This window comes from Halostagnicola kamekurae (assembly GCF_900116205.1).
Lineage (GTDB): Archaea > Halobacteriota > Halobacteria > Halobacteriales > Natrialbaceae > Halostagnicola > Halostagnicola kamekurae.
The window spans coordinates 1-25658 of sequence record NZ_FOZS01000011.1; the positions used below are offsets into that span (position 1 = coordinate 1).

A 25658-nucleotide genomic window follows, 5' to 3' on the forward strand; every position below is an offset into this window, starting at 1 on the left:
AAGCAGAGATTGAAGAGGAGATGAGTAAGTCGTTGATCTGGAGGTCACCTGAGGAAGCTCAACGAAATAGCAACCGAGCGAAAATCACGTTACGTCGTCCTGTGTCCTCTCTGAGAAAACATCCTGGGATGAGTACCACCAGTGGATGATTGAACATGGCGAGCTGTTTTATGAGATATTGGCTCTGGTGAATCGCTAGACTCCGGCGACTTTCAACTCTATATCAGGTGCTCGATGCACTACTCTTGGACAATTCTGGCTTCAGTTTCCCCCGAATCTCTGCTGGCGAAACGATTGGACTCATTCACAGTGCCACTATGTAGGTCCAACCCAACGCCCTATGGCGATTCACCAGAGCCAAATCTTTAGATATCAAAACCGAGATTACCGTCGTCAGCTTCGAATAGAAGATCGAATGCAGGGTGTTTGTAAAGAATCTCCCGGCAATCCCGGCAACGCGTGAAGAGGGGTTGGTCGACGTTCCAGAAATCAGAGCGCATCACGATGGCAGTATCTCGCTTACCATAGTGACCTCCTGAAGTAGAAAGATGATTGAATTCACACCCTCCACAATTTGGGCAGGGATCGTTCAGATTCTTCCAATCATCACGCTTGATGCCGTTGATTTCCTGTTCAATACCATCTTCATCGATAACTCGAAGTGAACGGGACATTGAAATTCGCCTCCGTCGCCTTATTGGCGAAAAAGAACGGAAATTAGATGAAGCAGGACTATCGGGGGTATTCTTATGCGGGTTGATCGTGAAGTTGCTAGTACAGCGTTGAGATGACCGACCTCACTGATCCACGCCCACCACTTCCAGAGTGGATTACGGATGTATACGAGATTCTGTCTACCCACAGTTCCAACGCAACAGCGGGTCAAGGTGGGAAGTCAATTCCACGTGAACACGCACTCGAGGCCCTTCGTGATTCCGAACAGGTGGATCTCGAAGTCGGGGATGCGACCCATGCACTGTCCCGGCTGATAGATCGCGGGTATCTCTACGAGGTTAACGACGAACTCCGCATAACGGAGCCTGAAAACTAAGCAGGCGACCACCGCTGATTCTGTCGAATGGATCTATCTCAGAAACATTCGTATCCTCGAGCAATCCTCTTGTCTTCCTACGACGGACTCCAGACTACCTGCACCACAGACTGCGTAACAAGGATCTGGAACTCAGCAACCGAGAATCGAACTTCAAGATCAGCGTCTGCTGACTCAATGAGTCGTTCCAGCGCTTCAACATTCACCCACTGATGGAGTTGATACTCGCCTTGGCTGAGTCCCTCCTCCTCGAGTGCATCTACGATCTCGAGGAGCAGTTGTCGTTCACTCATCCGTACCCACCTCATCGACGGCGTCGATAATTTCTGCTGCCGTCGAACTAATCCGCTCAAGACGGTCGAGAATCGCTTCGGGCTCGTCGCCTTCCCACGCCGCAAGGTAAAACGCCGATCCACTCGTATCGAGGTCAAAGTACCGTCCGACGATGTAGCCTACAGCTTCCGCCTCGAGTTCACGTTTTGAGCGCTCGGTCTCGTCGTTGACGTCACCGTGTAAGAGTGCGTGAGCGTACTCGTGAACGAGCGTTACAGCCAGAGCTGCGCTATTCTCCCGGTTTTGTACTTCGACGAGTGGCTGTTCTGCAGGAGATCGATACTGGCAAACTCCCTTTGCGTCACCGTGAGTCCACGCTGGCTGGGAGATGACCTCGACATCGACATCAAGTGCTACAGACCCCTCGAGCAGCACTGGTACCAGCTCGTCAGCATTCCCAGTTGCGTCGGTCTCGAGTTCGGGGAGTGGCTCCCCTCGGTCTGAGAAATATCAAATACTGGTGCAGGCCGGAAACCCACCAAGCCCTTCGACCACTCTTCGGGTGACGTCTCCTCGTACTCACAGTCACTTCGCTCGTGGTATGATGGAGAGTTTTCGCACTTGGGACACTGGTTGGCGATGATTGGCGCCCAAATCCAGATCGCCGTTTCGCCCTCTTTCACATACCGGTCGAACTCCGTCTGCCACGTCCGATAACCGGCGACTCGAGTCGCCTCAGGACACTGGCGAGTAATGAGGAGGGTATTGCGATAGGAGTAGTCGTGGAAGTGGCTCTGGACGTCGAGCCACTCCTGGAACTGATCGCTCGAGACCGCTTCATCGATTTCTGCGACAAGATCTTCGGCCCACGTTTCCATTGTGCTATGCATCTCGTCCCGTCTGGTATCCGACTCATCGAAGGATACCACTGAGCTGTCGCTCGAAGTCATTGTTCTCGACGACGGACGCTCTATTCAGCGAACGCCCCTCAGCCCTCACGGGGTGACAAACATCTCAGTTCGAATTGGACGAGACTACTCACTGTTGATCTCGGGCCGTTGCCTTCCTCACTCGTGTTGATCGAATAGCTATCTCTAATGGCTCTGTTGGGCCACAGAGAATGAGGAAGCTAGTACTCTCTGCAATAAGTAAATAAATTCATTTAACAGAAGTTCATCGACATGGTATGGCCCGGCCAAGCAAAAATGGAGACGCAATAAAATCGGAATTGAAATCTCAATTTGATCCAGATAAATCGGTTCTTGAGGCAACGATGGAAAGAATCGGAGAAGCCCAACAAATGGATGAGTTTAGAGAGTACTCTCATTGGGAGAATCCAGAAAAATTAGTAAGCCATCTATATGGGTTCTCACAAGAACAGGGGCTAAAGGCAGGTTGGAACAGGTGGATTAGTGTTCAGGAAGGCGACACTGCACGTCTGAAGATAGACTAACAATAGGCAGTGATAGTGATTATGTGGTTCACGCTAGTAGTAGTCGAAGAATAGTATATCAGTAGAAAACTATCTAATTGCTGACTGGTATCGTTCGGTCGTTGTCTTTCGAAGGGCATTTCAAACGAAGACAGTCGAGGACTGTAATTGATCCCTCGAAGACCTTTTCAGAGGTCAGGTGAGCCGATCTGACAGCCACATGGGGAGCAGATGTGCTCTGTCGGCCCGCGGCTTGTGATCCTGGTAACGGGCGTGCCACACCGCGGACAGCGTGGGAGCGACGATACCTCAGACTCGTCTTCAGTCGATGGCTGGTCGCTCATTGGTCCCTCCAGCGTAGCTTTCTGGGAGCGCCAGCTAGTTGATAGTGGTACGGCTGTCGTGCGAGACGTTTATATCTCGGTAGAATTAACGCAAACATGGTTTCAACCCTTTCCGGGTTAGAAACCGCGCCTCGGGTGCTGCGACACCCGGGGCATTTCGGCGCATGCCCCTTGGCGACTGGTTGAAGCGCAGTTTCCATCTTGATTATTGTCGGGTAGTCACTTATAATATTGGGATCTTGATTAGGTAGAAGAAAGCATATGCTGACTCTCTCTGCTTCAGTTCACTCACCAACGTTGAATGCCGATAGAGACTTGAGGACCATCTTATCGTTATCGACGAGTTCTTGCGACTCTACTCGATGAGGTGAGCAAAGTTACTGTGATCGTATCATTGCTTTTCCTTTGTCGATTGAAACGTACGAGATGAGTCGGAAGCCCTCAGGTGTTATATAAAATTGTTGATCGACGCACGAGATAAGCCCAAGTTCGTCAAGATATGTGCTGAGCCATCGAATAACGCCTGTCCGGGTCCGCTCACCCAGTTATCTCTTTTTCCGACTTTGCTCGTATACCAGTCTTCAATCTGGTCTCGTGGGACCGGATGGGAGTTCTTGGATAGTTCGAAAACACTGTCTAATAGTGCAACGAGATTGTAGGTGAGATCAAAGTAGAAGGGCTTCTCGTATAGTAGATCAATGAGAGTATCTGCTTGGCTGGCGGTGACGTTCCACGGTTGCATTTCGTAATCTCCACCTGCAACATATTCCTCTCCACGATCAGTGAGTATCATTCCTTGTTGCGTAGTTTGTACGAACTCGAGGCCTTTCGCTGCTTTACGGAAATTACGGACTCGAGATTCTGGATTGCTTTTCATCTATTTTATAGTTTTCTTCTGAGCCTTTCTACGGTTGCTATAGTCCCCAAGATGATTAGTTTCACCAAAGTATCCTACGGCGACTTGATAGCCTCTATCCCGTTTTTGGTGGACTGCTACCTTCGGATAACCAGATTCATGATCCCACTGTTTGTAATATCGGCCATCATTCTTCGTAAACTCCTTCTCAATAGAGTGATTCTTCTGATCCAACATAAAATGGCATTTACAAAGATGTTTTTAAAATCCAATCCAAAGAAAACTAAGACACACACAGAGAATAAAATGGATGAAAATACTGATTGAATCTCTACAGTCTACAAGCCGGTACGGCAGAGATTTTATTGGATGTTACTACATTCGGTAGTTCATGGCACTTGTTCGCTGTAAGGATCATTTTCCAGAAGAAGGCGGAAGAGGTGCGGATTACAAAGTCGCTGTAGAGTCAATCGGCTATCCAGAGACAGCCGCGATCTGTGGTCGGAAGGGGCACGACAAGCCTGGATACGTATTGCTGACTGAATCAGAGTATGAACTATACAAACAGGGTCAACGGGTTTTTGAACCACACACGAACGCCGCTCATGTTCGAGTGAAGGATCCTGTAGTGAAAGAGATTTAGCGCACACAGATTTGATTCTCAGACCTGCTAATTAATCATTGGAAGGTGAGAAATTCTTGTAGCAAAATTTTAGTGTGTACACAGCAGATATAGCTGCCGCACCATATGAAGCCGTCAGCAGAATAAAAGCTATATTTTTAACGTTCCCTCCTTTAACCACTAAAGATATTATCATAGTGATCGCTGAAAACAGAATCAGAATAATAGATGCTAACGCGAATACAAAGTCCCAATGCTGGTAGGCGTAGGACAACGTGACCGTCCCAGCCCACTCCTTATCGTCTTGATCAGTTAGTGCGTGAACTGAAACTGGTCGAAATCGATGATCGCTAGATGAAACCTGAATAGGTTTGGGGAGTTTGTGTATTTCAACCAAGACGGTCAGATATAGTGCCAAGAAAGGCAGTGATAATCCTATGACCTGCAGTAACTGATATGGATCGGTTTGAACCATTCACATGTAGTTCATATTGAGGGAATAAGTATTTAATTAGTACTTTCTTCCATGCGTAATTCCTAAATATCTGTAATATTAACCAACATGGAATAGATGGCAGTAGGGATGTTGGTTAACGGCTCTGGCGTCGATCTCACGAGATATGCAGATCATGTCAATTAGAAACTACGAGGAATCGGTCCGGCTCGGGGAGACAGGTACGATCTTACCGGATTCCAGCGCGACCTCCTGTACGTAATCGCTGGACAGGATGAGCCACACGGTCTTGCAATCAAAGACGAACTCGAGAACTACTACGAGAAAGAAATCCACCACGGACGACTGTATCCGAATCTGGACACACTCGTAGATAAAGGACTCGTCGAGAAAAGTGAGAAGGATCGACGAACCAACGTCTACTCAGTCACCCGTCGAGGCACTCGTGAAATCGAAACCCACCGAGAATGGGAGAACAAATAGATAGATCTCTAAATAGCTTATTTAGAAAGGCCCATCATATTCTCCAGGTGAATTCTGAAAAATACTGTTGGTGAAGTTCTCACCTAGATCTGTGGAATTCTGTAAAGGAAGACCAAACGCCTGAAATATGGATACAACTGAATACAGGACTGAGGAAAATCGGTCTTCCTTAGATAATTCGATTTCGTACTGGAAAGGATTCATTCTCGGGGCTTCAACCACGTCGTCATAGCAAACCGGAGCACCGTAATCCTGAACCAATTCTTGATACCAGTCTGACTCAAAAAACAGCATTGTTCTATAGCCATTAATCAATCTGGCTTTGACATAGATGTTATTTGATTCTTCTGGCCAACCATAAGTTGAAAGTAAATTCATATAGATATTCAAATGGTTATAGAGAGCAAGTAGAGTATTTTCCCCGTCAATGAACTGGATATTTTCATGGGATGAATCTAGGTACCTATCAATTACTTCCCATGTGACTGTCTGATCGGATGGTTCCGGAAACGGAATTGTAGGAAGAGGCATGAAGAATTTCGCAGAACCATCAGCGAAAAACTTGATCGTAAGCGGAGTATGCGCCCTATCCTTATACCCATCTTCGTCATAAGTAGTCCACTGTTGAGCTACAACACCTTCGCTAGTTGCTCGATACGTATCCGCATCTACACCCATCTTAATACTTTCATCTTCTTCCACGCCATCACGATCCTCCGAAAGTAGATACATGTTTGAAGACTGAACTGCATCCCTAAAACCGTCTAAATCTAACCGGACATCACTGCAGACAGGTTCGTCAAGCGTTGTTGGGATACCGTATACCTCCAGCATAGGTATCCCCAGAATATCATTTTCTGGATCACCTGCATGCGCGTTTGTAAGCCCTACCTCGGTCTGACAGAATTCTTCAACTCTTTCCTGCCATTGCTCTCTCCGGTTATGAAGATCATCTAAAACACCTGGATCGGTTAACGGCCGATAGGGATCGCTTCCTTCACCAGTTCTCCGATACACACACCCGTTGTTATTGATATGCGGTGTGATCTGGCTTTCCGGAACATCTACTAGTATGACATATCCCTCACCTCCATCTTCAGAAAAACCATCAAATGTATGAGTTGTGAATCGTGGAGGCGGGCTAACGTATTCTTTGACTGCATTCCGGACTGTTTCCTTATATTTTGACGAATCACCATTACTCAATGTGAACCGGTCTTCCGGTTTGTTCGTGTCATCGTTTTCTTCAACTCCAAGGAAGAGAAGGCCGCCATACGTATTTGCAAATGAGCTAACTGATTTAGCGATATCTTCTTTTCCAATCAGACTTCGCTTGTATTCGTAGTAGTATCCCTCTGGAACATCTAACTCGTATATATCGTCGGAGTCTATCTCTGATAATGGTTTCTCGAAGGGATTGTAATTTATCATCTATATTCTCTATCAAGGTGTTGTCTTGATAAAAATCCTACCTTCAAGAACTAGAGGTTCATCTTTACCGGTTTCCCCAGAGATACTGCCCTACAAGCAGTGATAAAATTCCTCTGTTGTATAGCGGTCTAGTCTGCCGATGTCACTAGCTTAGAAGGGTGAAGCTGAGGAATTCGATCTTGATATAGAAATCGATATCCTCGACTTCATTGAGCAATGTCGTGACCTAGCTAAACAAGGTTGGGGAAGCACGCGGGCGAACCTGCCGCTGGCGGACTCGCCCGCTGGGTTCACGTCGTTCTGCACTGTTTCCGACTCGAAGAAGGCCACAGCTACCGTGAAACACCGAATAGGCTGAAGTATCTGACTGAGGTCATGACGCACTTGACATAGATCGGGACGAACTCCCTGATTACAGCACAATCTACAAGTCATTTGACTGGCTGAAAATGTGGGTGTGGTGGGCGTTGCTGCGCGTTTCAGCGCACCAACGCCCGCAATCTGGGTACGCCGCTCTCGACAGCACGTTCTTTGATCGCCGTCGTGCTTCGTCGTACTTCCGCCAGCGATCAGGAAGCACTGTACAGACACTGAAAGTGACGACAATAACTGATGTCGAGTCGCTCGCTGTTCTTGACCTCTATATCACAGCACGGTGGAAGCATGATACAAAGACGGGACTGCAGGTCGTCCGCATTTGGGCGGACGACCTGCAGTCCGAGGTTGCCGACAACGGGTTCCAAGACTGGCACACTGAGTGCGAAATTGCCGAACTTGACGTTGAGTACCTTGTTCACTACCGCTGCTCATCGCCAAAAGTAGTTCTGAACAACGCGCTCAACCGGACAAACGGCTACTCTCAGCGCTGGATGGCCGAAACTTCCTATTTGACAACGAAGCGCTCGCACGGCATCGCCGAGCGAGCGCTTGGCTGGTATCGACAGTTCCGTGAAATCGTCCTGATGTTCGCTCTCATCAGCATAGAGTCGTTGTGTGAGCCGTTGTAACCATGACTCAGCATCTATTCAACAGAGCAGTCTCTTCATCTTGGTAATCTTCGACGTATGCAGAGAGTTGATCGACATGATCCTCTGTCGCTTTGACTACCTTGAGTTTGATTAGAATAACATCATTGTTGGCGAGATAGATAAGATCAGTGCATCCAGATGGGAGAGACTGTTGCCGTGCTACAGAAACTAACTCTCCAGGCTCCTCATCAATAATTGAAGCTAATAGACGGTGATTGCGCAAGAATATCTACAATTGAGCTTTCCGAAGCAGTCGATTTTTCTGACATAGAACAGCCTCTCTAGCACACTCACATAATCGTTCACAAGACCTATAGATAGAATACTCCGAGAATACAGTTGCGACTAACGTATTGATCTCCTCAGATAGATTCTTGGACAAATTCGCCGGAGATACGGTTTTCCTGCTCAACTGCGGCAGTATCAAGAAGACGGCTGCAAACGGATAGCACCTGTCGAATGTTCCCTTGAGAACGTTGGAGAATCAGGTCGAGAGCATCTTCTGTGAAAGGATAAATATCGGAGTGCTGGTCACCTCCTGTGCGTTCTCGATCTAGGTATCGTTCTACAAGGGCGTACAGATGTTCGTCAGTCAATGGGCGCAACGCAACCTCTTGTCCGATTCGCTCACTAAACGCGTGATATTCGCTCATTACGTCTTGCCAGACCTCTGGTGCGCAACCGAACAACATACAGAGCCCCTCACTATTCTGGTCCATCAGATGCCGGATACTGTTCAGGGTTGCCTGCTCGTCCTTCGATGAAAGACGAGCAATACTCTCAAACTCGTCAACGAAGACAAACACTGCAGTATAGCCCAACTCCAGCAGTAAATTCTTCATCGCTGTAAACGCCCGAACACCCATTGTATCGTCGTCGAGAGCGGTGTGGATCTCCATTTCTTTTCGCTGTTCATATCGAATCCCCTCCCCAGTCAACCATTGCCACGCATACAGGTTCGTGTCTTCATACACCATATGAACGATAGCCCTCGCGAAATCAGCAAACTTCGTCACATCGCTTAGTCGCTTGACTGCAGTTGGGACGAGTTCTGAAAGCAGTACATCACCATCATCAATCAGTGACCGCATTCCGTTCGCTCCAATGGGATTGGCATCCGTGACATCACGCGCTACCGTTGCGAGGAACTCGTATGCGACTTCCTGGACTCGAGAAAACCCGAGATCATACATGAACTCGTGATAGATGTCGAGGAACCCTTCGCCTGGTTGCGCGACGTAGCCGACGACAATGTCTCCCTGATCCCGCAATAGCGAACGTGTATATTTGAGTGTATGCGACTTCCCGTTACCGTACTTTCCGGTGACGACCAGGTGTTTCGATTTACCTGTCGATAACGTCGCAGATACCGTCGAACTGATTGCAGCGGTCGCGTGATCCTGACCACAGTAAATCTCCGGGTTCTCCGAAGGAACCGGACTGTACGGGAAAGGATTGCTGTCGAGCTTGAATTGGCTGTAATTCTGTTCCTGATCGCTGATGTCAAATGCTTCGCTCATTGGTTTGAATTGGGGGTAAACTCAAGGTCGCGGTCGTATACCGCGAGGTAGTAGTACTGTTTATCGAACTGTTCAAGTCCAGCCATAACCTGCTGTGTTGACTGGGATGTCGAGACTAGCGAGTCACCGTCAGCAAGTGCAATCTCTTTGATTCCCAAGACTGACTCTTTCGCGGCCGTATCTAATGGTGCACCCGACAATTCGAGTTTTCCAATGTTCTCTTGGCACAGTGTTGTAAGTGCACTATCGAAGGAGCCACGGGAACACTGGAGTCGCTCACATATCCTCTCTCGTAACCTCGGGATCGAAAGGTATCGCTGCCGGAGATCGACACCCGCGGTTTCCTCGAGGTCATCATACTCCTCGAGGAAGACAAACTGGAAGTTTGCCGGTACGTCCCCGCTATCGACCACATAGTACTCGCCAGTGAACGCATTTCGCTGGATCCCACCGAGGCGCTCTCCCCAATCGCCGACAATCTCTATCCCGGTCTGGTTGAACGAATGCGGGGAGTATTCGAGTTCTTTCTCCAAGTAGTCGAGTATTTCGTCCTGACTTGCAGGGCTGAACTCGTCGAGTACATCGAGGAACGTGCCGTAATGGGGACTTCGAACGGCTAAGATCTCGTTTGCTTGTGTCCACTCTTCGGCCTTGACTGCGTCCAGAAATCGTTCGCCGACCGGTGTTGTTTGATATTCCAGTTCGTCGTCTGTATCTCGTTCGGAGAGCAGACCGATACGGGTCGCTTCTAGAACCGTCTCTCGGGCCCGACGATGACTAACATTCAATGTCTCTTCGATGGTTTCGGTCGTCTTGCTGGTACTCTCACAAACGTGTGTGAGCTCCGTGAGTCGGCCTAACGTAATTGGCCGGATGGTCGCTCGTTCTGACGTCACGACAGCCTCCTGACTTGCTGTTTGGCGGTCTGATACGCTCGTTGCGTTACTTCGTTCCCCTGAAACCGGAGATCGAGATAGTCTTCGATGTCTCTCCCGGATTCGTCGACATACCGAAAACGACGTAATTCAGTGGCCATCGCCCATAGATTGTGGCGTGTAAGGGCGTCGCGGTCTTCCCGAATATCGTCGAGGGCTCTGGACCCGCAGACTGGGCACGAACATGGGAGGTACGACAGGTCGTCTATTCGAGTGAGTTCCTCACCTCCAAATCCTGGTATCAGGTAGTTTCGGTTGCCTGCACTCCGAATGAACGCAGATGAGTCGAAACTATCGACTCCGAGGTAGAGTAAGAGTGGCTGATAGACGAGTCCACCGAGCCCATACACGTGGAGATGCTTATTGGTCGCTGTTCTCGCAGCGAGGATTAATTTCGTCGTCTTTGTGTAATCTGTTCGAATGGGGACAAGGCTACCAAGTGCGTAACCATCGAAGTCACCGTGTTGCTCTAAGTATCGAACTGTATTGCGAACCGTCTCTGGATCGTATCCGTGGACGCTCGCAAACAGAGGTTCGGAACTGTCGTGGTGGTCACTCGCCTTGAGGGCCAGTTCGACACTTCGGTCGATCCGCCGCTGGTTCTCTGCTGCCCGATTGTCCCGAGAAATCGGGAGATCGACCGTCCCGAAGATATCAGCCTCGAGCAGTCGCTGTGTCTCGAGCGTCTCTTCAGGCGTCGTATCCAGATCTTCTGCGGCGAAATCGTATCCACCGCTATCGGCGAAAACGATCGTCTTATTTGGGGTGTCCATCTCTTCGCGAAGTGATACACCATTCGTTAGTCGATCCCACATTGGATCTCGATTCCTGATCGCTCGAGCGTTGATCATCGCCGTCGGAAGATCGGGAATTGCATCCACGTATTCCGGCGTATTGTCGCTCGAGCGCTTTCCCAAGTTCCGCACGGGAAAGAGAACAGGGGTGTGGAGGTCTCCTCGAGGGAGTTCGAGTGTCCGCTGTCGATACAACATTCACACGAGTCTGTTGTTGTTCCTGTTAAATAGATAATAACTCAATACAGAATCGAAGTAGTCGAATACACGTTCAGGAATAGTCTCTGTATACCGTCGTTACTGCAATCCAATTGGATAACGTCCTATACCGTTGTTCCGTAGATTCTGGAGTGTTTTATCTCATAGCGCAGCAAAGACTTCCTATCTATCCTCCTATTACTTGTTACTGAATACAGTGGATGAATCCTTCAACGCAATAAGGGTGATTTCCTGCTAAGACTGTGTGCGCTTAAGGAGATTGATTGCGAATTCAGCTGCCGCTATTTGGCTATTTGCTTCTCGGATTTCAGCCTCACTAGCGTCCCCTGAGTGACGTACCATCCGTCCATTATGAATATGACCATTGAGAACGCAGATAACATCCTCTATATCCGATAATCCAAACACTTTTTGAAATTTTCTAGCTTCCTCGCCCGAAGGCTTGTAGATGAATTCTGCTAACTGTCCTCGTACTACTTGTGGCGGAACTGGGAGTGTTTCAGCGGCTTCCGTCACAAATTCTTCTAACGTGTCTGCTTTTGATTCCTTCCCCAACTCCCAAATTTCACGTTTAGTATTAGCCATGGTATCAACTCTTTTCTTTTTCCTTAACAATATTCTGCAAATTCACTTGAACAGACCAAATCTATGGATCTTCCTTCTCCTCTCTTGCAGGATCCTATACTCTTCTTTGGATATTATTTAGTCTGTTAGGTCACTCGTTACTTGTTAGCATCCTACGTAGTTTTATTGTTTTCCTATGAGAAATTCAGGGTCAGACCGTTCAGACCTATTTTATCATAATATCTCCCATCGAAATAAGAAGCGAGTATCTGTCGAGGCTCTCATTTATCATCACTGTCTTCCGATCGTCATCGTATTCAATTAGTCCTGCTTCATCGAGTTTTGGCAGGTGCTGTTGAATAAGACTGTTATAGGCTGATTTGTAGTCATCAGTTGGGATCGCTCGAGGAGGAGTGTCCGTTTCGATACTCCTGATTGCACTTGCAATTTGGCGGACATCGATCATGTTTTCTTGATCAAAAAGTGAGAGGTATTTCACCGTAAGTAAGCGCCGCCGATTGCCGAGCAATTTGTACACGTTAGATGTCGTAGCGGGCCGATTACTCATACCCACTCACCACCTGAGCGATAACAGTATCTATTATATTGCTTCGATTAGGCGTGGAAGCAAAACTCATCTCGCCACTTTGTGCCACAATAGCGCGGATTTTCGGACTACTCTCGTTCATGGTAACTGAGGGTTAGCCCTCGCCCTTCACGGGCTCAAAAAACACAACAGAGAACAAATTGTGTTATCGATTCAGTTCCCGACGGGAGTCAGTTGTTCAACTAGACAGTGCCGAATGAGAAGTTTTGTCAGTTAAGGAAATTCCACAGTCAGGAGGACATCAAAGAGACCTCTATCTTACTGTTTCAATGCCGATTCACCGATACTGAAGCGGGCCAGGCTGATCAAAGTCGAGTGGTGAATACGTCTCGGGACAGTTTGGATCGGTCAAGGGAATATTCGACGGTTCGTCGAGTGGGACTGGAAGATCGATCTCTGCAGTTCCAGCGTTGACTGCAGTCACGAAATCCCAAGGAAAATAGTGTTTCCACCCACCTGACTCGAGGTCAGAGAGATCGACGTCGTCGACGACGATGCGTCGATACGTGTCAGTTGTCGTTGCCAACCGATCGTACACTGCCTGAATAAGGTGCAAGCCTTCTCGGCGGCCAGGGAGTCGAGCCTCAATTGGGACGTGAGCGTGGTATTCAACTGGATCATCTGGAAGCGTAAGATATCGCCAACAGGTAATTGCTTCGCTGATGCCGGGAATCGATGCTTCTTCGCGTAACGTTTGATTCCCCGTTGCCCAGACGTCGATGTTCGCTACTTCGTGTGCTAGGTATTTGACCCACGAAAGTGGGACGGCGTTTCTCTCTGGATGTGGATTGACGCTTACCGTATGATCTCTGTCGAAGCAGACGACCGCGGTTGGGATTGGATTTGTTCGGTTCATGCCGCTTGACTGGATGTGTGAATTGGAAGTCATGAGTGTCGGGAAGTGACCGCAGCTAGTGAGGAGGACTGTACTTCACTTCGCGTCGAGGTGGGAGATTCCGATGACGGCTGGAAGTGAGTCCGGCTGTAACGTGTTTTTTTCCTCGTGGTGTTCGTACCGTGCGATCTGCCCCATCAAACGGCGCAAGATGGCGTTCCGAAATTCAGTATGCGTCGCTACCGTTACGTTCGACTTGAGTGCATCATCGCTTCCGGGGACACCCACGAGATGATCGAATCGGTCGAGACCAGGGTCCAAATGGCTGAATTCGATCTGTGAGTCTATCTCAGTAATAGTGTACGCTGCGATCAGTTCCGTCTCCTCGAGCAATGCTTCCGGTGTCTCCGCGTCGTCGTTTATCGCAAGCCCGAAGACGAATCTGCAGTTTGTCTCAACAGGTTCGGCCTCAACTGCTGCTGTTCGAGCCAGTTTGATGCTGTGATTGAACAGTCCGTACCAAGTTTCGCGATCGATACTCTTGAGAGCAGTTACGAGTGCTTTCGTACGAGTGATATTTGGCTCGAGAAGGCGTGCTGCCTGAGCAGGAATGACGATATCTCCCGAGAGAGCATCGATCGGGACCGTTGTCCCGGTGTTGTCGAGTTCCTCGAGTCGGGCCACGATCAGGGGCCCCTCATCTCCCTCAACTGTACGTGAGAAGTCTGCCGTATCGAGATCTGGCTCGACGACGAATCTGGTATCTTCGAATGTGGGACTGACGAGGAACTCAGTCCCATCGAACGAGACATTCGACAGGAATTGACAATCAGTGAAATCTGCCTCACCGGCGAAAGATGCAGCGTCGAATCTAGTAGCACCACCAAATTCGGTCCCCCTGAATACTGCTTGTGCGTCGAATTGGACCGATCGAAAATCGGCATCACCAGCGAGCTCGGCACCAAACTGGAAATGGTCGATCGTGGCTTCTCGGGCATCGACATCACCTTGGATCGTCGATCCGTGAAAAAATAGCTGGGATGTGGAGCAAGCGTTTCGAACAACGACATCGCCACCAAACGTGGCATCCCGCAGGTGGGTCAGATCTTCGAATTGAGCGCTATCGAAGTCAATGATACCGTCGAAGTGACCGTACGTGAACCAGACCTCGTCTTTGAACGTACAGTCTGTGAACGAAAGCGAATTAGCGAAGGTAGCGAACGAGAACGAGGTGTAGCCTTCGAACGTACTTTGGTCGAACGACGCGATGACACCGTGATGGCGGAAGTCGTCGAAATCCACTTTCCCAGCGAAGGTTACCTGCGGAGCATTCAGTTCCCCGCTGACGACCGCGTGGCAGCAGCGAACGTCACTGTCGATTTCGATACCAGATAGTGTGAGATCCTGCTCAAGGGACGCACCAGTGAGTCGAAACTCCCCACCGACGGTACTGTCGGCAAACGACGTCTCGTCGGTTACAGATATCATCGCAAAGTCAGCAAGAAGACGCCATTCGGTGCGGTCACACGAGAGTTCGCCGTGGAATGCAGATCTAGCGAATCTGGCATTGGCACTAAACGAAGCCTCATCAAACACGGCTGGTCCGTCTACCGTGAGATTTCTCGCATCGACAAATCCAGCGTCAAGCCCGTTAGCGACTATACCATCATCGAACTGTGCGTGAGAGACCAGCGTCTGTCGGCCGATCTTCGCACCCGCCAAGTCAACGATACCCTCAAAACGTGTACCACGAGCGTCGAGTGTCCCCGTAATAGCAGCATTTCCGAGAAGGAGTGGTACTTTGATCGTCGCATTCGAGAGATCGAGGTCGCCGTCGATCGTTGCCCCTCGAAGATCGATCGGTTCGCCGTCTGGGGTCTCGAGGACTGTCCCCGAGAGATCGATCGACCCGATACGTCCACCCGCAAAGGTCGCGACTTGGTCTGGTTTGGAAACTGCTTCGAGGAACGTCTCAGCTATCGTATTCGGCGGATACTCGCCTTCAGCAGTGTGAAACAGACAGCGATCGTAGTCACTGGACAGTGGCGGGTGCGGACAGTAATCGGGTTCTGCAACTGGAAGCGGTCCAACGGCTGCCGGCGCCGTTTCACTTAGTGAGCGGTACTGATACGAGCAGTGTGTCTCTTGAGTCATAGTTGGATCGTCGTGAAAGTGGTCTTCGCGAAGCGAGCGATACAGCTGAATCGGCAGACTGGTTTAGTGGGTGCCCGAAAGCGATTCGGTTTCGGAGAACGTCCACCACGCGATTTGATCGATTTCGATCATCGAGTACGTCGAGTGGGCTGCCAGCCAGCTACACGAGTCGATCAATCCAGCATCTGAAGATGAATCCAAGCTGAACTTGGGGTGTTCTTTCTCGAGTTCGGTGATAAACTTCTCCACCTGGATATCGGGCTTGACGGTGTCAGCACCGGATATCATCCGCAAGTACTGGAACGTGGCAGGTCCGATCCCGTGAACGGCTCCAACCGGATCGGAGCGGTACTGTTCTGGATCAGCGCTCTCTGCCCATGTTTGAAGCAGACCTAAGCCGTTTGCATTAGGTTCTGCGTCTTCGAGCAACGCGGATGGGATGTCGTAGACGATATTTGGATGGCCAATTGTGAAACTCTCAGTGAATTCGGGGTCGTGTTCCAACGCCGCGAGATCTGCCAGTGACTGTACTTTCCCCGATTCGATGAACTGCTCGCGAAAGGCTTTGACGTTCGGTTTAACGATGTTTTTGTAATTTAGTCCAGTAGCAGAGCCGGCTGCGTCCGCGATAAGCACTTTTGGATCCGAACCGGTCCAGCGGTCGAGATTTTGGAATTTAGCTGCGTACTCCCGATACTGGGGGATATCATCGGCGTATTTATCGAGAACTCGTTGTACGATTTCGTTGATGGAAGTTGGGTCTGACATTCAAAGCACCTCAGAACCTGACTTTCAGGTCTCGACTACATCTTTAGACTACAGTACCATAAATGTATTTACTAACTTAGAATGGTTAGCTTCTTTCTCGAATTTAGTATCACCCGTAGATACGATGTAGGAGAATAGTATAGGCTGAATTAATCCCGATTCCGCTATCGAAGTAATTTCACTGATTCTACTGCGTTAGATTGAATAGTATCCGACCGAGAGATGGAACCGATGAATATCGTCGACCGGGTGCAAATTGCACCGCTCGGTTACGAGAAAGCTCGTGTAAAAGAACCGATCTACCAATTCAACGCTGACAAGGTAGTGCTGATCCGTCAGGACAGTAGTACTGACTACGAGACGGATTACCAACGTGATCTCATTTCCGAGTTAGAGGATAACGACCGGATCGAACTTGACACCTTGGAGTGTGACTTTTTCGATCTCGAGAGTTCGCTACGTGTACTCACGAGTGCGATCCGTGAACATGAAGATCACGACGTCTATGTGAACGCCTCGACCGGAAGCAAAATCACTGCTATCGCAGCAGTGATTGCTTGCCAAAATCTGGGCGCCACGCCGTTCTACGTCCGTCCCGAGTACCGTAATGACGACGGACATCTTGAGCCGCCAGAAGAGCCGCTCGTGAGTGAGGTAGGTGAAATCACAGACATACCGGTTTTCAGTCTCCAGAGCCCTTCTATGAACCAGTTGCTGGTACTCTCATACCTCGCTGAAGAAGATGGAGCCACCAAGAAAGAACTGATAGAGTTTGGCAAGTCACAAGAGTTCGATTTTATCGTCAATTCGAAAACGACGTCCGAAGAGGGCCTGTATAAACTCCTCGAGACGCATATCATTGATCCATTGCAGTCTAAGTCATTTATCTCTGTGAAGAAAGACGGGCGGACGAAACGAGTGTATCTCGCTGATCATGGGAAAGAAGCACTTCAGATATTCCAACCCGAGTGACTCACAGGCTAGACTAACCAGCAAATCACACAACGACTAACCTAAGACAGAAGATGACAGAATACGAGGATCCCTACAACCTGCACCGGTTTGTCGAGGCCCAGGACTCCGTAATAGAGGATGTCAAGGAAGAACTCCGCTCGGGACACAAACGTACTCACTGGATGTGGTACGTTTTTCCCCAGATAGAGGGACTTGGCCGCAGTCAGATGGCACAGCGCTATGCGATATCGTCACGAGACGAAGCTGAAGCATATCTGGCCCATCCGAAACTTGGTCCACGACTGCGTGAATGCACAGAGATCGTAAACAACGTCGAGGGACGCTCTGCGAACGACATATTCGGATCCCCGGACGACCTAAAATTCCGTTCCTCCATGACACTCTTCGATATGGTCGCCGATAATCCGGCCCCATTCAGAACGGCACTAAAGCGGTATTACGACGAACCTGACCCGAAAACATTAGAGTTGCTGGAAAACGCCTGAAACGTAGGCTCATATTCAGACGCTTATGGAGTGACACCCCAGTCGTTGGCTTAGTCGCTATCAGTTGGAATCGTGTGCCGGTAATGTCGAGGGCGTAACTTGAACAGAGAAATGAACAGTATGTCGAATTGCTTCGGAGGAAACTGTTTGATACCCACTGTAGAAAGTGCAGGGATTTATTCAATAGCTGAACTACCGGTTACTCATTGGGTCCGACTATTTCGATTTTAATTCCTTCTGGAACTTCACAGTAGAGAGCATAGTAGTCGCCAGCGTATGGGTGCTGGTCTTCATACAGAACTCTCGAGTCTGCTCGTTCACGGATGTCCGTAGTCAATTTATTGACTTGTTCGCGAGATTCGGCGTGGAACTCGAGGTGATTCAGGCCAGACGCCAGTCGATCAAACGGATGGTCGGAGTTGCCTGCCTCTTTGACCACGATGTAGGTTGGACCGTTACTCCAAGACCGGCCACTGTTCCACTCGTTTTTCCGTTCGTAGCCGAACTCGTCCAGAAACCATCCCCAAAAGTCGACCGACGCCGCTAAATCAGCGGTACAGAGTTCGACGTGGTGTAGATGGCCAGCGTAGTCAGGGTCTGCGTGATCGGGGTCCATAGATCCAAACTATGCGAAACCATCAAAAATCACCGACTAGAGGCGACTAGTTCGTATGCGAATTAAACAGTAGGCTTCTGGTGGATGATAAGTGATGTAACCCAATCAAGTGGTGTAACAGACGAAAATATATCTATAGTGAATTGAACACTAGATCTGGAATGAAAGCAAATCATCCTAAAACAGCGCAAGAAATGTTTGATGACTTAGCAGGAGTCGAAGAAGGAGGGAGCATTTACACCCTTCGTCGATCTGAGCCGTTCTCTGTTGAGTATATTGAACGTATTTCTCGAAGTAGTAAAACAGATTCGAATGAATCTAAGAATAGCACACGGGTATATTTGTCTTCAAAACGTGGAAAGAAATATCGTATGGTTGTTGATTGCACAGATGGCCGATGTGCTATGGAACACAGTCCTAACGATGATTGGGAGACATATTCGGATGATCTGTCTGGATTTCGATATCGCTCCCCAAACCATCCAGAACAAGGAAAGAATTGGAAATACGAGTGATATAATCTTTAGTGGAGGGAGGTTTCGACCGCACACTATGTGTCTTACCCGTACTAACTGTGAAGGATCTAAATACCTCTCCTTGAGAATTTAGAAGGAGGGAATATTATACAAGATACATCTAAACTGCACAAGTTAACCAACAGTTCCTAAGATACTACGCTATCGTTAGTTAAGATTGCCTTCCTGCTTACCGAGATCCGCCCGGTTCCGGTCCATATCGGGGTGCTTTACAGCGCTGGCATTCCCAGAATGACTGTCCATCCCACTCATCATCAAGGACTTCTTCGAACTTGAGGAACCGATGCTGCGTCTCGCAACTGCATGCACGACACTCGAGATGTGTCCTATTTGGACGTTCACAGCGATTATCCGAGGTTGAGGACTCCGAGTCAGATCGACGGAGAGCCATCGCTGGCACGAGCCAGACATCGTCATTTGCGTCCTCGAGGATTGTCACAAGATCATCATCAGTCCAGATTGGACTCCCACTCTCATCATAGAAGTACGTCGCGTGTTCGTCGCCGTGATGGGACGCTCCCCACACTGTCCGCTCACGAGCCGTCGAGAGCAGTTGTGTACCACTCTCAGACGTGACTTGAATCGCCGATGGAAGTGAGGACCACTGGTCGGCAAGCTGTGTTGCAGGCGCTGTCTCGAGATCGTAGATCATCTGGCACTCATCGATTGCAGGATCAGAATTCGCGTTCGCGAGGAGAGTAGCCGCTGCAGAACCTTTTGCCACAGCGCCGTAGAATGTCGACGCCTCGACGAGAGCGAAGATCATATGGAGAAGATCGGATTCCACATCCACAGTATTCTGATCATCTGAAGTTGCCTCGAGATGGTTCGTGAGACAGAATCGGCACTTCGACTGGCCGGGAGGAATCGATGTGCCACAGGAGCACTCGGACGTAGTCGCTGCTGTGGTATCAGGATACCCGTCTGTATCGACGCCGTCCACGCGTTGACAGCGTGTCCCTTCGTCGCGACGACTGGAGAGTCTCTCGTCGGGGACGTATGTTGCCTCACCGAGCGGCCGAAGCGCTTCATAATCTGTGTAATGGTCAGTCATAGTATTGTCTGGAAAACCCATGCTTCGCCTTCGAATTTAAACTACAGCCTCGATAGCAATTCTTCAGAGGTATGGAAATCCGGTGTTGTCGAGATCCTATTTGTCATATCCATCTTAGCGTGAAATGCACGCTCACTACAGATGCAAATCGAACGCTAGTACTTCTATCATCTATTGGTGATATTGCTAGACCGGTGCTGAATATACAGTGATCTTACTCAGTAGGGTATTCCCAGATGAACAGTGGAATTGAAAAGTCGAAATATTGCTCTAATACCGCTTGTACATCGTTCTCAGTTCTACCGAGTGTAGGGAGACCCATGTAAGATGGTATCAGCAGTACGCCTGCATCGGCGGTGCGTACAGAGGTTATACCTCATCGGTTTGAACAGTTACCGTGGTTCCGATCAGTCTGTGGAAAACTGATAAATACGGGTCGCTTATTACGCAGGTCTGCTTTCGGAAAGTTCGACTAGTGGCACCAACATCTCAGACGGATCGCCGAGATCAAACTGGACAGCGCGGAGTTCATCGAGCAATCGTGGGAAGATCACGCTGCGTTGCTCGATTGCAATCCGCTTAATATCCCATGATGGCTGCTCCAGAACCCGAATATGCCACCGCTCCAGCCCATGCTTTTCACACAGGTGGATACAGTGATCAGTGAAATATGCTTCATCACCATCCTCAGTAAGAATCAGAAGATGGAGTTCCCACGTATCGAAGTCCTCTGATCCAGTCTCGTTCACCCAGGTCGAAATATCCACCTCTGCAGCGTCCGTTACCGTCCGGCCAGATCGAACAGCAAGTCCCTCACTGTCCACATAGTCTTCCAAATACGCCTTGATATGGTCTCCGACCAGCTCAAAGTCCTGCTCCGGTGGCAGCCCAAGGATCGACCGAATCTCTGCACGCTCCTCCGGTGAGATATCAGACTGTGTCGTAATAATCGAGAACAGTTCTTCCGCCTCTGACTCAGGTAACTCCGTCTTCTCCAGTTGATCGGGATCCGGTCTGAAATCGTCCGGTCCAAGCGTCCCCGACTGGTCCGTGTAAATGATCCCGAGTGCTTTGAACGACTGGATCGTTGACCACGAAATCTCATCACCATCTCTCAGCCCATGTTTCCAGACAATCGGATTCCCTTCGTGTTTAATCTTGTACGTGATATTCCCAGCACCGGAAGGACGTGCCAGAATATAGTACCCATCCCCATCCACGTATTTATTGATCGTCGGCATGTCTCTACAGTATCACCAGATTTGAAATGTATCGTCTTGAGAGTATCGTCCATGCAAACCACGAAGCACGATAGCAGAGGAATCGGAACTGCACCGCATAAAACCGTCGTAGATGTAGTGATCGGATGGTTCACTGTTTTCGGCCTGGACAAACGGAGTCGTCGTGCTGCACCAAGCCTCTGTATCTTGCAGGCGGTTCTTGATAGGAGCGGATAGATTTTGACCCGAACTGGTATGTGAGTCTGCTGTACTTACCGCAGACGAGACAAGCCTACCACCTTCGATAGATCTCAACAGAGACGAAAATCCCACAATGGTGCCGTTACACACCTAATTCGTCTAGCGCATCCCGATGGGTCCGCACTGTTGCTGCTGAGACGTTTGCAGCCTCCGCGAGGGCCGACTGTGTGAGATACCACCTGTCTTTACAGGCCGCTTTGTACAGACAGGCAGCAGCGAATCCAGACGGACGAACACCCGTCGTAATACCTGCTGAGTCCGCCCGTTCAGCTAACTCTCTGGCTCGGTGGCGAATCCGATCCGGAACCTCGAGGTCCGAGGCAAGTCGGGGAACGAACTCGTGTGGAGAAACAGGCGCGGCTGGCAACCCAAGATCTGTGTTCATCGTCTTGTACGCATTCCGAACTCGAGAGTGCTCAACACGTGCAAGTTCCGTAACGTCCTCGAGCGTTCTCGAGAGTCCGTTGCATCGACAGGCACCGTAGACGCTGGCTGCGGCCATCGCTTCGATCGATCGACCCGGAAGAAGGTCCTCGTTCTGGGCACTTCGGAAGAGCTGACATGCCTGGTCCCGAATTGATTCAGATAACTCGAGCACGCCCGCAATTCGACGGACTTCACCGAGCCCCTGTGCGAGGTTGCGCTCGGCTTTCGACCGAAACCGTCCTCGAGAGTGCTCCCGTCGTAGCCGCCCCAACTGTCGTCGCTTCCGTCCAGCAAGCGTGTTCCCGTTTGCATCGGTTCCACGCCCAATCTCGGTGGAGAGTCCGCGATCGTGCCGGGCGGCCGTCAGCGTGGCACCTGTTCGCTTTCGCTCGTCTCGATCGCATGCTCGCCACTCGGGTCCGTGATCTGTTCGTTGTTCGTCGACGATGAGGCCACACTTCTCGCAGATAGTTTCGACCGTGTTGGTGGTGACTCGACCACCACATTCGGGACACTGGTTCGACTTCGTTTCATCTTGGACGTCTTCGTCAACCGTCGTCGTGTAGATGTCTCTCGTTGCCATGAGGTCCTCGAGGGACGTCGTGGATCGCGCTTCTCAGAATGCCCCTCACCCGAGAGGGGCTAATAAACACGCAGCGGAGCAGTTGACAGGCGTTTTCGTGCGGTGGCGAAAGCCCGGTTGTGAACGGAGTGAACAACCCGGAACGTGGAGGAGGGTGGGGCGGTGGGAAGTGGGTGAACGGGCATTAGTAGCAGCGAACCCACGGCCACCAAGTCGCGAGACCTTGCGAGCGACGTTACGACTCTCCGTGTATGGACACGTCCCGCAGTGAACCTGTCCACTCGCACGCCGCACACGTCCGTTCGTCTCGAGCGTCACTGTCGGTGCTGACGAGTGTCGTCACACCACAGTCAGGACACCGTTCGGAACACCGCTTCGACCAGGTGCACGCGTCGCATGTGAGCCCTGCAGTGATGTCGTACCTACCTCCATGGTCGAGCAGTGGTTCGTACCGGAGTTCGTCCGCCCCACACTCGGGACAACTGTCTGTTTCTGATACGACCTCGGTTACTGAGAGTGCAACTTGTACTAGCATATCAACTACCCCGCTACGCCCCTTCGGGCGTCCAACAAACCCACCGAGCGACTCGAGCGTCGCTCGAGAAGCCTGTCGCCCGAGGTATCGTAGTCCAGGTCGTGGCTGCGCGCGCAGCGCAGCGAGCACGGAGCGGAGGGTGGGGCGGTGGGGTCTGGGCCGGTCTGGCCCACAGCAAAAAAGGGGGAACTGTCCTGGCTATTCGTCCCACCACCGACCGCGTTCCGGGAACTCGATACGTGACCAGCCGGTCAAGGCGAGCGAGCATCGCCCCTGATACCAACTCTTGGCTGCCGCCCGGAACCTGACCGTCTGTCCCTCGCGAACCATCGTCTGATTCGACCGCTGCCAGATCGTGAACTTCGTCCGTCCGCTTTCGTCCTCGAGGAGCCCGACCTGCTGGATGTTCGAAGAGGAGGGCGTCCAGAGCTCGACTACCTCTCCTTCGACCGTTACCTCGCCGACCGGGACCTCCGCGATATCCGCGATCGGGACGATCGTTCCTGACTCGGCCTTGACCTCCTCGAGCGTCTCGAGGACTGCTGTCGTCACCTCCATCCCATCTTCTACTTTCTCGGCCAACCGCTTCGCGATGACTGCCCGCGACCAGCCGCCATCGATGCGCTCGCTGATCCGCATCGCCTGTCTGTTGACTGCTGCGAGATCGTCCTGCGACAGCCGTGCTCGAGGATCCACAGTGTCGGGTTCGTCGCGACCACACTGCTTGACGACGACTTCTCGCGTCCGTTCGGCTCTATCGTCCTGCCCACCGAGTTCGGCTTGGGCACTGATCAACTCGAGTTCCGCCTCTTGGGCTCGGATCTGCTCTTCGTGCTGGAGACTGACACCGTGCATCCGCCCATCACACGTATTTGCGATACCGTCCGGATGATTCGCGTCCACCTTCGCCTGGATCTCCATCTCGACCGTCGCTTGGAACGCCGGCGTGTCGTCGACGACTTCGACGCCGTCCTCGTCGACCACCGGGTCGGCTGTTTTCTCGAACGCCTGTTCATCGACCGAAACTACATTACTGGTAACGTTGTTACTAGACATTGGAATCACTTACAGGGTGATTTCCGCTGAAGACGCTCACTGGGCGTCTTCTACACCACGACTTCTGAGCCGTGGCTCAACCGGACCGCTCGAGCTGTCGCTGGGACAACTCGGTACCTGCCTCAGACCAACCAACTTCGACACATCGCCCAACCGGCCAGCTGACACCCAACTGACCCTCCCACCGCCGGCGGTGGGACCTGCCCGCTGCGACCCTCCGAGGCAACTACACCCCCCTCTTGGAGCGCAGGCGAGTGAGCGAGGACAGCCGGCGGCGCCCCATCGTGCTCGCTCGCGAGTACGATGGCGGCACCGTCCGGCTACCGCAGCCCGCTCGACGGTCCGCCTTGTTGGCTTCGTCGCGGCGCGGGCGGTGTGGAGAGCGCCGCGATGCTGGGAGGGGGCCCGCTCGCGCGGTGTGGAGCGAGCGGGAGCGGACCCAGCAGGACGCGGGCAAACCGACCGAGCCTGGCTCCGCAGCGCCACGCCGCGGTGTGGCGTGGCGACCGGCGCCGGCGACCGAGGGCAAACCGCGTCCCGACGCCTTCAAGGCGGACGCGCTCCCTCTCGATCAAACCCACCGGGTTTGCGGGAAATCTCCGCGCGCCTGAACCAAGGTCACCGGAGCGCCTGCCCGGACTGGCGTGGCGCCGCCAGGTGACACGCCACAGCCCGGCGGCTCGAGGTGGCCGACTGAAGGCGCGTCGGAGAAGACTGGAGGGAGGTGGGCGGAGTATGTACGCCGTAGCACTCGGAAGGGCCCGCCGAGACTCGCCCGTGAGACGCCCGCAGCGGTGCCCGCAGCGCAGCGAGCGGAGCGAGCAACACTGCGGGCGACGCGAGGAGCGTCACAACAAGATTCGAGACAGGAGAATCTGTGATTCGACTAAGCACCGCCGAGACTTGCCAATGAGGCGCCCACAGCGGTGCCCGCAGCGCCGCGAGCGTAGCGAGCAACGCTGCGGGCGACGCGAGGAGCGTCGCAATAAGACTCGAGACGGGAGAATTTGTCCAATTCGACCAAGCGGGCCACCCGAGGAAACGGCGTACGCGCACGACCGAGGGTCCGTCCGTCGATAGCAGACCGGATTAGCTACTCGGCGCTCGAGGTGAGCGACTCGACGTACTGCTCTTCCCACTCCCGCCGGGCTTCGAGTTCGCGCTGGCCACGGGCTGTGATCGTGTAGTAGTTCGTCCGTTTATCGAGTTCGCCTTTCTCGACCAGACCCTTGTCGACGACCTCGTCAAGGTTGGGATACAGCCGGCCGTGATGGATTTCGGTCTCGTAGTACTCTTCGAGTTCATCCTTGATCGCCAGCCCGTGGGGCTCGTCCTGGCCGGCGATCGTATACAAGACATCGCGCTGGAACGCTGTCAGATCGTACATATCGGAATTATTTCCTATCTGTTGATAAGGTTTCCGAGACGTAGTAGGAGAATACAAAATGAGAGTTACTCGAGCAGCCCGATCAAACGCTGTGGAACTCTCGCCTGTTGCAGGTTGGATTACCACCCGCCTTTGTCAGTTGTTACAGCGATGA

At 51.2% G+C, this 25658-nt stretch carries 26 protein-coding genes and 2 pseudogenes; 8 read left to right on the forward strand and 20 right to left on the reverse strand.

The genetic code is table 11. The features are described from left to right. Positions 1-365: 365 nt before the first annotated feature. Complete coding sequence (locus tag BM348_RS20955; protein WP_139231265.1) at positions 366-674, reverse strand: hypothetical protein; 309 nt, start codon at positions 672-674, stop codon at positions 366-368. A gap of 113 nt (positions 675-787) precedes the next feature. Here BM348_RS20955 and BM348_RS20075 point away from each other — a divergent pair, with 113 nt between their 5' ends. Further along, positions 788-1051 carry a hypothetical protein gene (locus tag BM348_RS20075; RefSeq protein WP_092907824.1) on the forward strand — a complete coding sequence of 88 codons (264 nt, stop codon included), beginning with the start codon at positions 788-790 and terminating at the stop codon, positions 1049-1051. Between the two features lie 77 nt (positions 1052-1128). On the opposite strand, the gene BM348_RS20080 is transcribed toward BM348_RS20075, so the two are convergent. Both BM348_RS20080 and BM348_RS20085 read right to left on the reverse strand, forming a co-directional pair. Then, the gene (locus BM348_RS20080) at positions 1129-1344 is read right to left on the reverse strand and encodes a HalOD1 output domain-containing protein (RefSeq protein ID WP_092907826.1); all 216 of its coding nucleotides are present in this window, start codon (positions 1342-1344) and stop codon (positions 1129-1131) included. Continuing rightward, positions 1337-2274 (reverse strand): annotated as a pseudogene (locus tag BM348_RS20085) (DUF955 domain-containing protein). The gene BM348_RS20080 and the pseudogene BM348_RS20085 overlap by 8 nt, the downstream one beginning before the upstream one ends. Before the next feature lie 236 nt (positions 2275-2510). Here BM348_RS20085 and BM348_RS20960 point away from each other — a divergent pair. Next, complete coding sequence (locus tag BM348_RS20960) at positions 2511-2777, forward strand: hypothetical protein (protein ID WP_139231266.1); 267 nt, start codon at positions 2511-2513, stop codon at positions 2775-2777. A gap of 771 nt (positions 2778-3548) precedes the next feature. Here the strand turns inward: BM348_RS20960 and BM348_RS20090 are convergent. Then, entirely contained in the window at positions 3549-3977 is a 429-nt protein-coding gene (locus BM348_RS20090; RefSeq protein ID WP_139231267.1) for a hypothetical protein, read from the reverse strand. Between the two features lie 370 nt (positions 3978-4347). Between BM348_RS20090 and BM348_RS20965 the strand changes: the two genes are divergently transcribed. Further along, positions 4348-4599 carry a hypothetical protein gene (locus tag BM348_RS20965; RefSeq protein ID WP_139231268.1) on the forward strand — a complete coding sequence of 84 codons (252 nt, stop codon included), beginning with the start codon at positions 4348-4350 and terminating at the stop codon, positions 4597-4599. 31 nt (positions 4600-4630) lie between these two features. Here BM348_RS20965 and BM348_RS20970 read toward each other — a convergent pair whose 3' ends face one another. Continuing rightward, complete coding sequence (locus tag BM348_RS20970) at positions 4631-5053, reverse strand: hypothetical protein (protein WP_139231269.1); 423 nt, start codon at positions 5051-5053, stop codon at positions 4631-4633. A gap of 177 nt (positions 5054-5230) precedes the next feature. Between BM348_RS20970 and BM348_RS20100 the strand changes: the two genes are divergently transcribed. Beyond that, positions 5231-5515: a PadR family transcriptional regulator gene (locus BM348_RS20100; protein WP_092907873.1), complete on the forward strand. Its 285-nt coding sequence runs from the start codon at positions 5231-5233 to the stop codon at positions 5513-5515. A 21-nt stretch (positions 5516-5536) separates the two neighbouring features. Here BM348_RS20100 and BM348_RS20105 read toward each other — a convergent pair whose 3' ends face one another. Beyond that, on the reverse strand, positions 5537-6946 hold the full coding sequence (locus BM348_RS20105) for an AlbA family DNA-binding domain-containing protein (protein ID WP_092907832.1): 1410 nt from the start codon (positions 6944-6946) through the stop codon (positions 5537-5539). A gap of 184 nt (positions 6947-7130) precedes the next feature. Here BM348_RS20105 and BM348_RS20110 point away from each other — a divergent pair. After that, positions 7131-7953: pseudogene (locus tag BM348_RS20110) on the forward strand (transposase). Positions 7954-8336: 383 nt separating this feature from the next. Here BM348_RS20110 and BM348_RS20115 read toward each other — a convergent pair. From BM348_RS20115 to BM348_RS20145, 8 genes are all read right to left on the reverse strand, one after another. Next, positions 8337-9494, reverse strand: a complete 1158-nt coding sequence (locus tag BM348_RS20115) for a BREX system ATP-binding domain-containing protein (protein ID WP_092907834.1) — start codon at positions 9492-9494, stop codon at positions 8337-8339. Then, entirely contained in the window at positions 9491-10390 is a 900-nt protein-coding gene (locus tag BM348_RS20120; RefSeq protein ID WP_092907836.1) for a hypothetical protein, read from the reverse strand. The genes BM348_RS20115 and BM348_RS20120 overlap by 4 nt, the downstream gene beginning before the upstream one ends. Then, positions 10387-11421, reverse strand: a complete 1035-nt coding sequence (locus BM348_RS20125; RefSeq protein ID WP_175507277.1) for a tRNA-guanine transglycosylase — start codon at positions 11419-11421, stop codon at positions 10387-10389. Before BM348_RS20125 ends, BM348_RS20120 begins: the two co-directional genes overlap by 4 nt. A 255-nt stretch (positions 11422-11676) precedes the next feature. Then, positions 11677-12027, reverse strand: coding sequence for a hypothetical protein (locus BM348_RS20975; RefSeq protein WP_139231270.1), 351 nt, complete (start codon positions 12025-12027; stop codon positions 11677-11679). A gap of 205 nt (positions 12028-12232) precedes the next feature. Further along, a complete protein-coding gene (locus BM348_RS20130) occupies positions 12233-12574 on the reverse strand; it encodes a DUF7344 domain-containing protein (RefSeq protein WP_139231271.1) in 342 nt (113 codons plus the stop codon). A 316-nt stretch (positions 12575-12890) separates the two neighbouring features. After that, the gene (locus tag BM348_RS20980; protein ID WP_217642059.1) at positions 12891-13502 is read right to left on the reverse strand and encodes an adaptin protein; all 612 of its coding nucleotides are present in this window, start codon (positions 13500-13502) and stop codon (positions 12891-12893) included. 42 nt (positions 13503-13544) lie between these two features. Beyond that, the gene (locus BM348_RS20140; protein WP_092907844.1) at positions 13545-15602 is read right to left on the reverse strand and encodes a pentapeptide repeat-containing protein; all 2058 of its coding nucleotides are present in this window, start codon (positions 15600-15602) and stop codon (positions 13545-13547) included. 63 nt (positions 15603-15665) lie between these two features. Further along, complete coding sequence (locus tag BM348_RS20145) at positions 15666-16370, reverse strand: hypothetical protein (RefSeq protein WP_092907846.1); 705 nt, start codon at positions 16368-16370, stop codon at positions 15666-15668. A 231-nt stretch (positions 16371-16601) separates the two neighbouring features. Here BM348_RS20145 and BM348_RS20150 point away from each other — a divergent pair, with 231 nt between their 5' ends. Both BM348_RS20150 and BM348_RS20155 read left to right on the forward strand, forming a co-directional pair. Next, on the forward strand, positions 16602-17342 hold the full coding sequence (locus tag BM348_RS20150) for an HFX_2341 family transcriptional regulator domain-containing protein (RefSeq protein ID WP_139231273.1): 741 nt from the start codon (positions 16602-16604) through the stop codon (positions 17340-17342). A gap of 53 nt (positions 17343-17395) precedes the next feature. Further along, entirely contained in the window at positions 17396-17830 is a 435-nt protein-coding gene (locus tag BM348_RS20155) for a DUF1810 domain-containing protein (RefSeq protein WP_092907851.1), read from the forward strand. 199 nt (positions 17831-18029) lie between these two features. Here the strand turns inward: BM348_RS20155 and BM348_RS20160 are convergent, their stop codons facing one another. Then, positions 18030-18446: a VOC family protein gene (locus BM348_RS20160; RefSeq protein WP_092907853.1), complete on the reverse strand. Its 417-nt coding sequence runs from the start codon at positions 18444-18446 to the stop codon at positions 18030-18032. A 161-nt stretch (positions 18447-18607) separates the two neighbouring features. Here BM348_RS20160 and BM348_RS21610 point away from each other — a divergent pair, with 161 nt between their 5' ends. Then, positions 18608-18961: a hypothetical protein gene (locus BM348_RS21610; RefSeq protein WP_175507278.1), complete on the forward strand. Its 354-nt coding sequence runs from the start codon at positions 18608-18610 to the stop codon at positions 18959-18961. A 190-nt stretch (positions 18962-19151) separates the two neighbouring features. Here the strand turns inward: BM348_RS21610 and BM348_RS20165 are convergent, their stop codons facing one another. The 5 genes from BM348_RS20165 to BM348_RS20185 form a co-directional block, all read right to left on the reverse strand. Continuing rightward, positions 19152-20036, reverse strand: coding sequence for a biosurfactant protein 1 (locus tag BM348_RS20165; protein ID WP_092907855.1), 885 nt, complete (start codon positions 20034-20036; stop codon positions 19152-19154). A 443-nt stretch (positions 20037-20479) separates the two neighbouring features. Beyond that, positions 20480-21277, reverse strand: a complete 798-nt coding sequence (locus BM348_RS20170; RefSeq protein ID WP_092907857.1) for a hypothetical protein — start codon at positions 21275-21277, stop codon at positions 20480-20482. A gap of 322 nt (positions 21278-21599) precedes the next feature. Further along, positions 21600-22526 (reverse strand): transcription initiation factor IIB, encoded by a 927-nt coding sequence (locus tag BM348_RS20175; RefSeq protein ID WP_092907859.1) that lies wholly within the window; start codon positions 22524-22526, stop codon positions 21600-21602. 733 nt (positions 22527-23259) lie between these two features. After that, positions 23260-24117, reverse strand: a complete 858-nt coding sequence (locus BM348_RS20180; RefSeq protein WP_092907861.1) for a DNA-binding protein — start codon at positions 24115-24117, stop codon at positions 23260-23262. Between the two features lie 1093 nt (positions 24118-25210). Continuing rightward, entirely contained in the window at positions 25211-25504 is a 294-nt protein-coding gene (locus BM348_RS20185) for a PadR family transcriptional regulator (protein WP_092907863.1), read from the reverse strand. Positions 25505-25658 lie beyond the last annotated feature (154 nt).

What these genes read in the sequence shown, in the direction of transcription:
- BM348_RS20955 (WP_139231265.1), bottom strand. Translation starts at nt 674, where the DNA reads ATGTCCCGTTCACTTCGAGTTATCGATGAAGATGGTATTGAACAGGAA.
- BM348_RS20075 (WP_092907824.1), top strand. Translation starts at nt 788, where the DNA reads ATGACCGACCTCACTGATCCACGCCCACCACTTCCAGAGTGGATTACG.
- BM348_RS20080 (WP_092907826.1), bottom strand. Translation starts at nt 1,344, where the DNA reads ATGAGTGAACGACAACTGCTCCTCGAGATCGTAGATGCACTCGAGGAG.
- BM348_RS20960 (WP_139231266.1), top strand. Translation starts at nt 2,511, where the DNA reads ATGGCCCGGCCAAGCAAAAATGGAGACGCAATAAAATCGGAATTGAAA.
- BM348_RS20090 (WP_139231267.1), bottom strand. Translation starts at nt 3,977, where the DNA reads ATGAAAAGCAATCCAGAATCTCGAGTCCGTAATTTCCGTAAAGCAGCG.
- BM348_RS20965 (WP_139231268.1), top strand. Translation starts at nt 4,348, where the DNA reads ATGGCACTTGTTCGCTGTAAGGATCATTTTCCAGAAGAAGGCGGAAGA.
- BM348_RS20970 (WP_139231269.1), bottom strand. Translation starts at nt 5,053, where the DNA reads ATGGTTCAAACCGATCCATATCAGTTACTGCAGGTCATAGGATTATCA.
- BM348_RS20105 (WP_092907832.1), bottom strand. Translation starts at nt 6,946, where the DNA reads ATGATAAATTACAATCCCTTCGAGAAACCATTATCAGAGATAGACTCC.
- BM348_RS20115 (WP_092907834.1), bottom strand. Translation starts at nt 9,494, where the DNA reads ATGAGCGAAGCATTTGACATCAGCGATCAGGAACAGAATTACAGCCAA.
- BM348_RS20125 (WP_175507277.1), bottom strand. Translation starts at nt 11,421, where the DNA reads ATGTTGTATCGACAGCGGACACTCGAACTCCCTCGAGGAGACCTCCAC.
- BM348_RS20975 (WP_139231270.1), bottom strand. Translation starts at nt 12,027, where the DNA reads ATGGCTAATACTAAACGTGAAATTTGGGAGTTGGGGAAGGAATCAAAA.
- BM348_RS20130 (WP_139231271.1), bottom strand. Translation starts at nt 12,574, where the DNA reads ATGAGTAATCGGCCCGCTACGACATCTAACGTGTACAAATTGCTCGGC.
- BM348_RS20980 (WP_217642059.1), bottom strand. Translation starts at nt 13,502, where the DNA reads ATGACTTCCAATTCACACATCCAGTCAAGCGGCATGAACCGAACAAAT.
- BM348_RS20140 (WP_092907844.1), bottom strand. Translation starts at nt 15,602, where the DNA reads ATGACTCAAGAGACACACTGCTCGTATCAGTACCGCTCACTAAGTGAA.
- BM348_RS20145 (WP_092907846.1), bottom strand. Translation starts at nt 16,370, where the DNA reads ATGTCAGACCCAACTTCCATCAACGAAATCGTACAACGAGTTCTCGAT.
- BM348_RS20150 (WP_139231273.1), top strand. Translation starts at nt 16,602, where the DNA reads ATGAATATCGTCGACCGGGTGCAAATTGCACCGCTCGGTTACGAGAAA.
- BM348_RS20155 (WP_092907851.1), top strand. Translation starts at nt 17,396, where the DNA reads ATGACAGAATACGAGGATCCCTACAACCTGCACCGGTTTGTCGAGGCC.
- BM348_RS20160 (WP_092907853.1), bottom strand. Translation starts at nt 18,446, where the DNA reads ATGGACCCCGATCACGCAGACCCTGACTACGCTGGCCATCTACACCAC.
- BM348_RS21610 (WP_175507278.1), top strand. Translation starts at nt 18,608, where the DNA reads ATGAAAGCAAATCATCCTAAAACAGCGCAAGAAATGTTTGATGACTTA.
- BM348_RS20165 (WP_092907855.1), bottom strand. Translation starts at nt 20,036, where the DNA reads ATGACTGACCATTACACAGATTATGAAGCGCTTCGGCCGCTCGGTGAG.
- BM348_RS20170 (WP_092907857.1), bottom strand. Translation starts at nt 21,277, where the DNA reads ATGCCGACGATCAATAAATACGTGGATGGGGATGGGTACTATATTCTG.
- BM348_RS20175 (WP_092907859.1), bottom strand. Translation starts at nt 22,526, where the DNA reads ATGGCAACGAGAGACATCTACACGACGACGGTTGACGAAGACGTCCAA.
- BM348_RS20180 (WP_092907861.1), bottom strand. Translation starts at nt 24,117, where the DNA reads ATGTCTAGTAACAACGTTACCAGTAATGTAGTTTCGGTCGATGAACAG.
- BM348_RS20185 (WP_092907863.1), bottom strand. Translation starts at nt 25,504, where the DNA reads ATGTACGATCTGACAGCGTTCCAGCGCGATGTCTTGTATACGATCGCC.